The sequence below is a fragment of the Pseudomonas sp. Pseusp21 genome, assembly GCF_059492145.1.
In genome coordinates, this window is record NZ_CP168520.1 from 527592 (window position 1) to 540125 (window position 12534).

Consider the following 12534-nt stretch of genomic DNA (forward strand, 5'->3'; position numbering starts at 1 on the left):
GAGTCCGTCAGCGTGGCGCAACACACCCCCGATCTTCCTCCCGAACTTCGTCCCCTGGCCGAGATGCCCTGGTTCAAACGCCTGGCGGCGCGTTTCCTTGGCCACGGTCTGACGCGGCTGCGTGCTCAGCACCGTGCCTCGTGGCTGCACGGCCAGGCTGACGGTTTTCGCAGCGGGCATACCGCCGGCGTGGATTACGGGTACAAGGAAGGCAAGGCTGACGGGCTGGAAGAGGGCCGCCAGGTCTTGTTGATCCGCGACAGTCGCAATACCGAGCATCGGCCACCCGGTATCGACAAACACCTGTTCGACGACTGGCGCCTGCCGCTCAGCGCAGAGCTGAAGAAGCGCATGAAAGCCGACGTCGCGCGCCTGTTACCGGCCCATGCACAGCCGAGCGTTGCGCAATGGAAGATGATTTTCAGCGATACCCCGTCAACCTCGGTGATTGCCGGCGCCGGAGCCGGCAAGTCGACCACGCTGGTGCTGCGGATCCTGCTGCTGACTCACTACCTGGGATTTGAGCTGGATTCGATGACCGTGGTGACCTTCACCCGCGAGTCGCGCAAGGATTTCATCAGCAAACTGATCGAACTGTTCGCATTGTGGGATCGTTCACTCAGTCAGAAAGACGCGCGGGATCTGGTGCGCACCTTCCACTCGCGGATCTTGCCGATGGTTCGTAGCCTGCCGGGGTTCGAGCGCTTGCAGGCATTCGAAAACCTCAGCCACCGCGCGCAGGGTGCAGATGAAGACGTCGACAGCAATCCCTTCGATCTGCGCATCAACGACGCGCAGCGCCAGCAGCTCAACGCCTGTTACCACCGTCTCTACAAAGAAGATCCGCGCTTTGCGCAACTGATCCAGCCGCTGTCCCGGCACGCCTTGCAGCTCAAGGAGCTGGAACGCGATCACCCGGACGTGCAAAAGCGCGTGGCTGTAACGGAGCTGGCGGCTCGCCGCGATGAAGAGCTGTGCGACATGATCGAGGACATGTGGCTCCGCGCCGGTGCCTGGCCGATCAAGGGCATCGAACCGAGCCGCCAGACATTCGAAATCAATGGCGCATCGTTCCATTGCCACGGCTACATTCCGAGCCTGGATGCCTGGGTCGTGTTGGGTTTCGACCCACGGGAAAGCCCGCAGGTCTGCCGTCCCAACGCCAAACTGACGGTGCGTGCAGAGTGGGCAGTCAAACGCACCCTGTTTCAAGCTTTCTGTCGTAAGCCCTTGATTTGGCTGGATAGCTATGAATTTTCAAAACGTTTATTGGGCACGTTGGCAGGCGATGTCAGCGCTGGCCCGGGCTTCGATTACAAGGTCAAGGGCGAGCTGGCATCCGCGCCGTTACTCGATTGTTTTGTCGCTGCTGCAGGCTTTATCGAGAACCTGGGCCTGGATGTGCCGGACGCCGTTGGCCGCATGAGTTTCGCCAAGGACGATCCGGACCGGTTTTTCTTCGAAGCTTTAAGCCTGTTCTGGCGAGCGCTGGAAGATCACTTGCTGGATCAGAAGCCGCCGGTGATGACCTACAACCGGATGTTCGCGCTGTTCAGCGAGCATTCGCCGGAAAACTTCAAGCTGCTCAGTGATGAGCTGCTGCGGCCGATGTCGCACCTGATGATTGATGAGTTTCAGGACGTTTCACCGCAGATCGTCTCGTGGATCCGCGCGAGCCTCTCGGAAATCCGCAGTCGTGGCCCTGCCATGCACGTCGGACGAGGTGCGCAGCGATCGTCGCTGCTTTGCGTGGGCGATGACTGGCAATCGATCTACGGTTGGCGCGGCAGCTCGCCGAGTTACTTCATGGAGTTCAACAAGGAATTCCCGTCGCCGAGCACGACGCGGGTGATGCTCAGCGACAACTATCGCAGCCATCAGCACATCATCGACGCGGCAGAACACATCGTCCGGGCAGCGCCGGCCATCCCGGGCAAGAAGGCCAAGGCCAGCGGCGAGGAGAGGCCGTTGCAGCCAGTCAACGTGCTGGAGCGCGACGATCAGGCACTCGGCCAGCGCCTGGCGGAACACTATCGAAAGGGCGATTCAATCCTGATGCTCTATCGAAAAAGCAGCGATAAGTTATTGATTGAGCAGCATATTCAGTCTGTAGTTAATGTGGATTCGAGCTTGCCGTACGAGTCCCGTCGACTGAAACAACTGACCTATCACAGCGCCAAAGGTCTGCAGGCCGACGCGGTTTTTCTGCTGGGCGATTGCCAGCACTTGACCAGTTCACCGTACAAGAATCAGGTGTATCGCATGGCCGGACTGGGCAAGGCTGGCGACAGCGAGCCGTACGACAGCGCGCAAAAAGACGAAATCCTGCGCCTGGCCTATGTTGGCATCACCCGCGCAGTCAGCCATTGCTACTGGTACGTCGAGCCGCAGGACACTCAGGCGGTCAACATGCCTCGGGCCTCGGACCGGGTCGCCAAAGGTAAACCGTTCTTCGTCGATCATCGGCCTGAAAAGAAAACGGCCTGAATCCAGCGCCCATGAAAAAGCCCGCACAAAGCGGGCTTTTTGTTTTAAATCAAATAGTTACGCATAGCTCTTGAGAGATTCTGGAGGAGTGAAAGCCTCCAATTCGTCCTCGACGGCTTCGATTATTCGCTCCACATCCGCCGCATTCATCACCGTGGCACAGGGAATGCCGGCGATCGCGATCAGGGTCTCGCCGCTGGCCCGATCAAACAGGCGCGCGACCAGACTGCCCGGCGCATCCATGGTCGCCTCGAAACCCATGGGATGAAAATGCCAGCGCATGAGCTGGCAGGCATTGGGAAACGTGACTTTGCTTGACCCTTTGTTCATGTGTTGCCCGCCTTCTTCATCGAGCGCTTCCGTTTGCTCATGTTAGGTGGGAAGAGCCTTCATTGGCTCAACCGGTGACTGCCTTTAAAAGTAGCATCTGAATGTGAAATTCCTGTGAGAATTTTCAGTTCATTTAGCGATTGCGAGGATTCTTTTGATGTAAGTCACGATACAACCCAATCGTCGCCAAAATGCCATCACCACCGGTTGTTGAAGCAGCGCCGGAAGTTGGGCAAGCTCGGTTCTTTTTCCAAGAGTCCCTTATGCACGCCGATGATGACGGCCCGGAACAGACCCGGGTCACGGCCGAAACGGTCATGCGCTATCACCTGTGCTGGAAACACCGGGACCTGGATGGCGTGATGGCGCTGTATCACCCGGACATCCAGTACAACGATTTTTTCCAGAACCGCGTGCTCGGCCTCGAAGAACTGCGCGAGTACGTCCGGGTCAGCATGCCACGCGAATCCGACGAAGCGCTGGAGCATTGCGACCGCATCCGCATCGACGGCAACACCGCATTCATTCAATACGAAGTGACGTTGCGCGGTGGTAACGGGCTGGTGTCGTTTCGCTCCAGTGAAGCGATCACGGTCAAGGACGGGCGGATCTGGCGGGTCAATGAATATGCATCGCTGGTGCGCGAACAGGCTGAAAGTCCGACGACAACCCGCCAGCGTCCGGCGGTGAGTCGCCTGGGCCTGTCGCCGCGCCAGTTGAGCTTCATGGCCGATGACTTGCAGCAGTATTTCCAGCGCCAGCAACCGTATCTCGATCCGGAGCTCGACCTGCAACGGGTGGCGAAGGAGTGCGGGTACAGCCGCAACCAGATTTCCTATTTGCTGAATCAGGTGCTGGGGCAAAGCTTCTACCGCTACGTCAATCAGGCGCGTCTGCAACATCTATTGCAGTCGCTGGACAAGGCTACGCCGCCGCTGCGCATCGATGAGCTGGCCTTCGCCGCCGGGTTCAATTCACTGTCGGCTTTCTATAGCTGCTTTCGCCAGCACACCGGGCAATCGCCGAAAGCTTATGCGAAGCAAATTTCTTTGCGGACACGCGCGCAAGACAATCCCTGAGTCCAGCCACTAGGATCGACGCCATCGAAACCTGGATTGGCGGAGTCTTGCATGCCGGCGTGGCGCACTATCAGTTTGTGGATGGACCAACTCGACGAGCCGCTGACCGCGCGCCCGTCGCTTGCGCAGGACCTGGATGTCGACGTGGCGATCATCGGCGCCGGTTACACCGGGCTGTGGACGGCGTACTACCTGAAACAACAGGCGCCGAGCCTGAACATCGCCATCATCGAAGCGCAAACCGCCGGGTTCGGCGCGTCCGGTCGCAACGGCGGCTGGTTGATGGGCAATCTGCTGGGCGAGGATCGCCTGCTGGCAGGGTTGTCGCCACAACAACGCCGCGCTTCATTCGACCTGTTGCACAGCATTCCCGATGAAGTAGAAGTCGTCCTCGAGCGCGAAGGCATCGACTGCGACTACCGTAAGGGCGGAGTGCTGTATTGCGCCGCGCGCTATCCCGAGCAGGAAGCCAATCTTCGCGACTACCTGAAAAAACTCCACGCTCAGGGCCTGACCGACGACGATTACCGCTGGCTCAGCCCCGAACAACTGGCGCAGCAGCTGCGCATCGCTAAACCTTACGGCGCCATCTTCGCCCCGCATGTGGCGACCATTCACCCGGCGAAACTGGTGCGCGGCCTGGCGCGAACCGTCGAAGGCCTGGGAGTGACGATCTACGAAAACAGCCCGGTGACCCATTGGCAGGCCGGCAGCCTGCGCACCGACAAGGCCAGTGTGCGCAGCCGCTGGATCGTCCCGGCCATCGAAGGTTATTCCGTCACACTGCCACCGCTGGGCCGTTATCAATTACCGGTGCAAAGCCTGATCGTCGCCACCGAGCCGTTGCCCGCTGCGACCTGGGATGAAATCGGCCTCAGTCGTGGCCAGGCTTTCAGCGAGTTCAGCCGCCAGGTCACTTACGGCCAGCGCAGCGCCGACAACCGACTGATCTTCGGCGCCCGTGGCGGTTATCAGTTCGCCGGCCAACTGCGGCATAACTTCGACCTGACCCGCGACGAAGTCGAACTGCGGCGCTACCTGTTCGGCGAGCTGTTTCCGCAACTGAAAAACGTACAGATCATCCACGCCTGGGGCGGCAACCTCGGCATGTCCCGGCATTTCAAACCGCACATGCTGTGTGACCGGGCCAACGGCATCGCGCTGTCCGGCGGCTATGGCGGGGAGGGTGTCGGCGCTTCCAATCTGGGCGGGCGCACGCTTGCGGATCTGATTCTCGAGCGCGACACCGAGCTGACGCATCAGCCGTGGGTGCTGCCCGACGGCGGGATCCACGCGCTGCGGGCATGGGAGCCGGAACCGTGCCGCTGGCTCGGCTACAACGCGATCATCAAAAGCTTCGTCCACGAAGACCAGACCCTGGCCAACCCAGCGACTGCGCCCTGGCGGCGCAAGCTTGCCAGCCAGGTGGCCGGGTTCATGGAAGGTTTCATGCACTGAACGTTGTTTACTACCAGACAGGTAACGCCATGAGCATCACCCAATTCAAGAACACCGCCACGTTGCAACTGGAAGATTCAAACCCGGTGGCCGTGCCGCTCGGCACGCCGGTGGCGATTGCCTCGACCACCAGCGTCAAGCGCGACGACGGCGTCGAAACCGGCGTCTGGGAATGCACACCCGGGCGCTGGCGGCGGCAGATCACCGCCCAGGAGTTCTGCCATTTCATTTCCGGTCGCTGCACGTTCACCCCGGACGACGGCGGCGAAACCCTGCACATACAAGGTGGCGACGCACTGATGTTGCCGGCCAATACGCTCGGGATCTGGGACATCCAGGAAACCGTGCGCAAGACCTATGTCCTGATTTTCTGACGTTTTGATCCTTTTGATTGCCTGCCAACAACAATAGCCAATACAGGAATCGATCCATGATCCGAAAGACCCTCACGCTCGCTCCTTTGATGCTCGCCGTTTCCCTTGCTCAGGCCGCGGATACGGTCAAGGTTTACAACTGGTCCGACTACATCGCGCCGGACACCGCCAAGAACTTCGAAAAGGCCAGCGGCATTGGCGTCACCTATGACGTCTACGACAGCAACGAAACTCTCGACGGCAAGCTGATGACCGGCAAATCCGGTTACGACGTGGTGTTTCCGTCCAACCACTTCATGGCGCGGCAGATCGAGGGCGGGGCCCTGAAGAAGCTCGACAAGAGCCAGTTGCCGAACTGGAAGAACCTCAACCCGGTGTTGCTCAAGGCCTTGCAGACCAACGATCCGGGCAACGAACACGGCTTTCCGTACCTGTGGGGCAGCACCGGCATCGGCTACAACATCGCCAAGGTCAAGGCTGTGCTGGGGGACAACGCGCCGGTGGACTCCTGGGACCTGATCTTCAAACCCGAATACATGGAAAAACTGCAGAAGTGCGGTGTGGCAATCCTCGACAACGGCCCGGAACTGTTGCCGGCAGCGCTCAACTACCTGGGGTTGCCGCATCACAGCAAGAACCCCGAGGACTACAAGAAAGCTGAAGCGCTGCTGATGAAAGTGCGGCCGTATGTCAGCTACTTCCATTCCTCGAAGTACACCAGCGACCTGGCCAATGGCGACATTTGCGTGGCTGTCGGTTTCTCCGGCGACATCCTGCAAGCGGAAAACCGCGCCAAAGAGGCGAAGAACGGCATCGACATCGGCTACGAAATTCCCAAGGAAGGTGCCGCCATCTGGTTCGACATGGTCGCCATGCCCGCCGACGCACCGGACGAGAAGGCCGGCTATGCGTTCATGAACTACCTGCTGCAGCCCGACGTGATGGCCGGTATCAGCAATTACGTTCACTACGCCAATGGCAACGAACAGGCCGACAGCCTGATCGACCCGGCGATCAAGAACGACACCAAGGTTTATCCGAGCCCGGAAATGATGGGCAAGCTGTTCGCACTGGAAGCGATGCCGCTGAACATCGACCGGATTCGGACTCGGGTGTGGAACAAGATTCGGACCGGCAGCTGAAGGAAAAAAGGCGAGGGCGGCACAGCCCTCGCCTGACTATTTTCTGTTGAATCTACTTGATATCAATACACTGGCATTGCATCGGTAAAGTGCAGCAAAGTGAGACGCTGCTAACAAAAAACAACTTACCGATATTTAATATTTAAATAAGAAATCGTCAGACAATTAGGCGACATCACCACACTTTCAAACTTCTTTCGGCGGCACGTGCTTTGTTTACGGGAGTTTCCCGGAACAGTTCAATTTGATCTCGAAAAAATGCTAGACGACAGATTTCAAATTGTGTCAGGTTTCTTACGCCTTCATTGGGCGAGTGATAGGACAATCTCGCCAGGGGTTGTCGCTATCGGACAAAAACTGTTCCATTGCTAAACAAGGAAGTGTGTTTATGTCGAAAGTAAAAGCTAACGCTATTGATACTGCCGAACAGGCTTTCCAGCTGGGCGGGGCGCCGCAACCTCTGGCAGCGACCAGCACGGCGTATAACCAGATCAATAGCTTCAGCCACCAGTACGATCGTGGCGGCAACCTCACGGTCAATGGCAAACCCTCCTTTTCCGTCGACCAGGCCGCAACCCAGTTGCTGCGCGACGGCGCTGCCTACCAGGACAAGGATGGCAGCGGCAAAATCGAACTCACCTACACGTTCCTGACCTCTGCATCGTCCAGCACGATGAACAAGCACGGGATCAGCGGGTTCAGTCAGTTCAGTGCACAACAACAAGCCCAGGCCAAGCTCGCCATGCAATCCTGGGCTGACGTGGCCAACGTGACCTTCACCGAGAAAGCCTCGGGCGGTGACGGCCACATGACCTTCGGCAACTACAGCGGCGGCCAGGATGGCGCTGCAGCGTTCGCTTATCTGCCGGGCACCGGCGCCGGTTACGACGGCACGTCGTGGTACCTGATCAACAGTGGCTACACGCAAAACAAAAACCCGGATCTGAACAACTACGGCCGTCAGACCCTGACCCACGAAATCGGCCACACCCTTGGCCTGGCACACCCGGGCGACTACAACGCCGGCAACGGCAACCCTACCTACAATGACGCGACCTACGGGCAAGACACCCGCGGCTACAGCGTCATGAGCTACTGGAGCGAAAGCAACACCAGCCAGAACTTCAGCAAGGGCGGGGTGGAAGCCTATTCCTCCGGCCCGCTGATGGATGACATCGCAGCGATCCAGAAGCTCTACGGCGCCAACCTGACCACCCGTACCGGTGACACCACCTATGGCTTTAACTCCAACGCCGGTCGCGATTTCCTCAGCGCCTCGTCGTCGGCCGACAAGCTGGTGTTCTCGGTGTGGGATGCGGGCGGCAAGGACACCTTCGACTTCTCGGGTTTCACCCAGAACCAGAAGATCAACCTCAATGAAGCCTCGTTCTCCGACGTTGGCGGCCTGGTGGGCAACGTGTCCATCGCCAAGGGCGTCACCATCGAGAACGCGATCGGCGGTTCGGGCAACGACCTGTTGATCGGCAACAGCGCGGCCAACGAGCTCAAGGGCGGTGCCGGCAACGACATCATCTGGGGCGCCGGCGGTGCCGACAAGCTGTGGGGCGGCGCGGGTTCGGACACCTTTGTGTTCGCGGCCAGCTCCGACTCCAAGCCGGGTGCGATCGATCAGATCCTCGATTTCGTCAGCGGTCTGGACAAAATTGACCTGACCGGTATCACCAAGGGCGCGGGCCTGCACTTCGTCAGCGCCTTCACCGGTGCGGCGGGTGATGCGGTTCTGACGTCCTCGGGCGGCAACAGCCTGCTGTCGGTGGACTTCTCCGGGCACGGCGTGGCTGATTTCCAGGTCAGCACCGTTGGCCAGGCAGCCACCAGCGACATCGTGGCGTGATGTAACACGGGAAAGCGGCGCTTGATGCGCCGTTTTCTTCGCTTGCTTCGTCTCGCTACGTGCGCAAGGCTACACGCCGGAGTGAAATTTCCTATGATTCGAAACTCTTTTTCCCGCATGGCAGTCGCCTGTTTCATGCCGATGCTGATGATGATTTCTGGAGAAACAACCATGGCAAGCAGCCTTAGACTCGAAGACCCATCGGTATTCGCCGGGCATTGGCAGGCGACGCTGACCGCCGCCCATGACGCCCCCGAAGCGCAGGTACTGCAAGACAAACCTTCCAACACCTGCCAGATCGACCTTGAGCCAAACCAGACACTTGGCCACGGCGCCGACTGCCTGAGTGCCTGGCTGCAGGAAAATGCCATCGGCTGGTTTCCCGATCCGGACGGTCTGTCCATCACCGGAAAGGAAGGCTCCAGAATCCAGTTCTTCAGCCGACAACATGACGGACTTTATTCCAGTACTTTGAAGTCGGGGCTGATCGTGACGCTCAAGCGTGTCGAGCAATAACGCAACGAATATAAAGAAGTACCCGGCAGTTATAAGACTTGGAAAAAGTTGTTGTGAAAATGTAAGCGGGTACTTGCAAGTCATCTCTCGCAGGTAAGCGAAATAACAATTGAGCGCTCGTCTCTATTTGGCGGGTTCAATCATTTCAGGAAGAATCAATGAAGATGGCGAAGGCCCCAGCCACCGCTCCCTTATTCAAGGCCTTGGGTGACTATAAAAGCATTCTGATCAGCGTCGGGTGTTTTACCGCATTGATAAACGTGCTGATGCTGGTGCCCTCCATTTATATGCTCCAGGTCTACGACCGGGTGCTGTCTTCGCAGAACGAAACCACCCTGGCGATGCTGTCGCTGATGGTCGTCGGTTTCTTCGCGTTTATCGGCCTGCTGGAAGTGGTGCGCAGCTTTATCGTGATCCGCATCGGCAGCCAGCTCGAGCGCCGTTTCAATCTGCGGGTCTATCAGGCAGCGTTCGAACGCAACCTGTTCAAGGGCGAGGGCAACGCCGGGCAGTCCCTTGGCGATCTGACCCACATTCGCCAATTCGTCACCGGGCCTGCGCTGTTCGCGTTCTTCGATGCGCCGTGGTTCCCGGTGTACCTGTTCGTGATCTACCTGTTCAACGTCTGGCTCGGCGTACTCGCCACCGCTGGCGCGCTGCTGTTGATCGCGCTGGCTTGCCTGAACGAATACATGACCAAAAAGCCGCTGGGCGAAGCCGCCGGTTACTCGCAGAAATCCAGCCAGTTGGCCACCAGCCACCTGCACAACGCTGAGACCATTCAAGCCATGGGCATGCTCGGTGCCTTGCGCAAGCGCTGGTTCCAGGTGCATTCGCGCTTCCTCGGTCTGCAAAATCAGGCCAGCGACACTGGCGCGGTGATCAGCTCGCTGAGCAAGACCCTGCGTCTGTGCCTGCAATCGCTGGTGCTGGGCCTCGGCGCACTGCTGGTGATCAAAGGTGACATGACCGCCGGGATGATGATCGCCGGCTCCATCCTGATGGGCCGGGTCCTGAGCCCGATCGACCAGTTGATTGCCGTGTGGAAGCAGTGGAGCGGGGCGAAGCTGGCTTACCGCCGCCTCGATGCGCTGCTGCAAGCCTTCCCGCCGAGCGATGACGCCATGGCGCTGCCGGCGCCGAAAGGCCAGATCACCTTCGAACAAGTCAGCGCCGGTCCTCCGGGTCAGCGCGCCGCGACCCTGCACATGGTCAATTTCAACCTGGCGGCCGGTGAAGTATTGGGCGTGCTGGGTGCCTCCGGTTCCGGCAAATCGACCCTCGCGCGTGTGCTGGTCGGCGTATGGCCGGCGCTCGGTGGCACGGTGCGTCTGGACGGCGCCGACATCCACCGTTGGAACCGCGATCAGCTCGGCCCGTACATCGGCTATCTGCCGCAGGACATCGAGCTGTTCAGCGGCAGCATCGCCGAAAACATTGCCCGCTTCAGCGAAGCCGATCCGCAAAAGGTCGTGGCCGCCGCGCAACAGGCCGGCGTGCACGAACTGATCCTGCGCATGCCGCAAGGCTACGACACGCAATTGGGCGAGGACGGCAGCGGTTTGTCCGGCGGCCAGAAACAGCGTGTGGCACTGGCCCGTGCGCTGTACGGCAACCCGAGCCTGGTAGTGCTGGATGAGCCGAATTCCAACCTCGACACCGTCGGCGAAGCCGCGTTGTCCAGCGCGATCGTGCAGCTCAAGGCCCAGGGCACCACCGTGGTACTGGTCACCCACCGTTCTTCGGTACTGGCACAGGCCGACAAGCTGCTGGTACTCAACGACGGCCGTCTGCAGGCCTTCGGCCCGAGCCATGATGTGCTCAAGGCACTGTCCGCAAACCAGCCCGGCAACCAGTCACAACAAAATGAAAAACCTGCGCAAGCACCGGCCGGACTCAGCATGAGCCGCCAGTATCAGCCGACGACAAGGAATTCGGGTGTATGAGCAGCGCGAGCATGAACACGCAAAACGAAGCGACGATGGAACACGACTACATCACCGAGCGCCCGGAACGCGACGCCAGATTTTTCGCCCGCATGGGCTGGATTCTGGCGCTGGTCGGCGCCGGCAGCTTCTTCACCTGGGCGGCATTGGCGCCGCTGGATCAAGGCATTCCGGTGCAAGGCACGGTGGTGGTGTCGGGCAAGCGCAAGGCCGTGCAGTCGATGAGCAGCGGTGTGGTCAGCCGGATTCTGGTACGCGAAGGTGAAATCGTGAAGCAGGGCCAGCCGCTGTTCCGCCTCGACCAGACTCAGGTCGCCGCCGACGTGCAGTCGTTGCAGGCGCAATACCGCATGGCCTGGGCCAGCCTGGCGCGCTGGCAGGCCGAGCGTGACAACCTCAAGCAAGTGACGTTTCCGGCAGAACTGAGCGATAACGCCGATCCGCGCCTGGCGCTGGTGCTGGAAGGCCAGCGGCAATTGTTCAGCAGCCGTCGCGAAGCGTTTGCCCGCGAGCAGGCCGCCCTGCGCGCGAGCATCGAGGGTGCCACCGCGCAGCTGGCGGGCATGCGCCGCGCCCGAACTGACCTCAACGCGCAAGCCGATTCGCTGCAACAGCAGTTGAGCAACCTGCAACCGCTGGCCGACAACGGCTACATCCCGCGTAACCGCTTGATGGAATACCAGCGTCAGCTGTCGCAGGTGCAGCAGCAACTGGCCGAGAACACCGGTGAAAGCGGCCGGGTGGAGCAGGGCATTCTTGAATCCCGGCTGAAACTGCAACAGCACGGCGAGGAATACCAGAAGGAAGTCCGCACTCAGCTGGCCGACGCACAACTGAAAAGCGTCACGCTGTCGGAGCAACTGACTTCCGCCGGTTTCGACCTGCAACACAGCGAAATCCTCGCCACCGCCGACGGCGTGGCGGTCAACCTCGGCGTGCACACCGAAGGCGCTGTGGTCCGTCAGGGCGAAACTCTGCTGGAAATCGTCCCGCAAGCCACGCGCCTGGAAGTCGAAGGGCACCTGCCGATCAACCTGATCGACAAGGTCGGCACCCACTTGCCGGTCGACATCCTGTTCACCGCGTTCAACCAGAGCAAGACACCACGGGTGCCCGGCGAAGTCAGCCTGATTTCCGCCGACCAGATGGTCGACGAGAAAACCGGCGTGCCGTACTACGTGTTGCGCAGCAGCGTCAGCGATCAGGCCATGGAAAAACTCAACGGCCTGGTGATCAAGCCCGGCATGCCGGCGGAAATGTTCGTGCGCACTGGCGAACGTTCACTCCTCAACTACCTGTTCAAGCCGCTGCTCGACCGCGCCGGTTCCGCGTTGACCGAAGAATAAG

The 12534-nt window shown here is 59.8% G+C and carries 10 protein-coding genes; 9 read left to right on the forward strand and 1 reads right to left on the reverse strand.

The genetic code is table 11. The features are described from left to right. The first annotated feature begins 12 nt into the window (after positions 1–12). Positions 13–2487, forward strand: coding sequence for a UvrD-helicase domain-containing protein (locus tag ACEN93_RS02310; RefSeq protein WP_495610975.1), 2475 nt, complete (start codon positions 13–15; stop codon positions 2485–2487). 57 nt (positions 2488–2544) lie between these two features. Here the strand turns inward: ACEN93_RS02310 and ACEN93_RS02315 are convergent, their stop codons facing one another. After that, positions 2545–2817, reverse strand: a complete 273-nt coding sequence (locus tag ACEN93_RS02315) for a DUF1652 domain-containing protein (protein ID WP_039768310.1) — start codon at positions 2815–2817, stop codon at positions 2545–2547. 263 nt (positions 2818–3080) lie between these two features. Here ACEN93_RS02315 and ACEN93_RS02320 point away from each other — a divergent pair, with 263 nt between their 5' ends. From ACEN93_RS02320 to ACEN93_RS02355, 8 genes are all read left to right on the forward strand, one after another. After that, positions 3081–3896 (forward strand): helix-turn-helix domain-containing protein, encoded by an 816-nt coding sequence (locus tag ACEN93_RS02320; protein ID WP_495610976.1) that lies wholly within the window; start codon positions 3081–3083, stop codon positions 3894–3896. A 51-nt stretch (positions 3897–3947) separates the two neighbouring features. Then, a complete protein-coding gene (locus ACEN93_RS02325; protein WP_495610977.1) occupies positions 3948–5354 on the forward strand; it encodes an NAD(P)/FAD-dependent oxidoreductase in 1407 nt (468 codons plus the stop codon). 29 nt (positions 5355–5383) lie between these two features. Further along, positions 5384–5728: a cupin domain-containing protein gene (locus ACEN93_RS02330; protein ID WP_495610978.1), complete on the forward strand. Its 345-nt coding sequence runs from the start codon at positions 5384–5386 to the stop codon at positions 5726–5728. Positions 5729–5784: 56 nt separating this feature from the next. Next, positions 5785–6870 (forward strand): polyamine ABC transporter substrate-binding protein, encoded by a 1086-nt coding sequence (locus ACEN93_RS02335; protein ID WP_495610979.1) that lies wholly within the window; start codon positions 5785–5787, stop codon positions 6868–6870. 388 nt (positions 6871–7258) lie between these two features. After that, entirely contained in the window at positions 7259–8725 is a 1467-nt protein-coding gene (locus ACEN93_RS02340; protein WP_039768315.1) for a serralysin family metalloprotease, read from the forward strand. A 93-nt stretch (positions 8726–8818) separates the two neighbouring features. Continuing rightward, a complete protein-coding gene (locus ACEN93_RS02345; RefSeq protein WP_158248857.1) occupies positions 8819–9241 on the forward strand; it encodes an AprI/Inh family metalloprotease inhibitor in 423 nt (140 codons plus the stop codon). Positions 9242–9399: 158 nt separating this feature from the next. Beyond that, on the forward strand, positions 9400–11187 hold the full coding sequence (locus ACEN93_RS02350; RefSeq protein WP_039768317.1) for a type I secretion system permease/ATPase: 1788 nt from the start codon (positions 9400–9402) through the stop codon (positions 11185–11187). Continuing rightward, positions 11184–12533, forward strand: coding sequence for an HlyD family type I secretion periplasmic adaptor subunit (locus ACEN93_RS02355; protein ID WP_163975168.1), 1350 nt, complete (start codon positions 11184–11186; stop codon positions 12531–12533). The genes ACEN93_RS02350 and ACEN93_RS02355 overlap by 4 nt, the downstream gene beginning before the upstream one ends. Position 12534 lies beyond the last annotated feature (1 nt).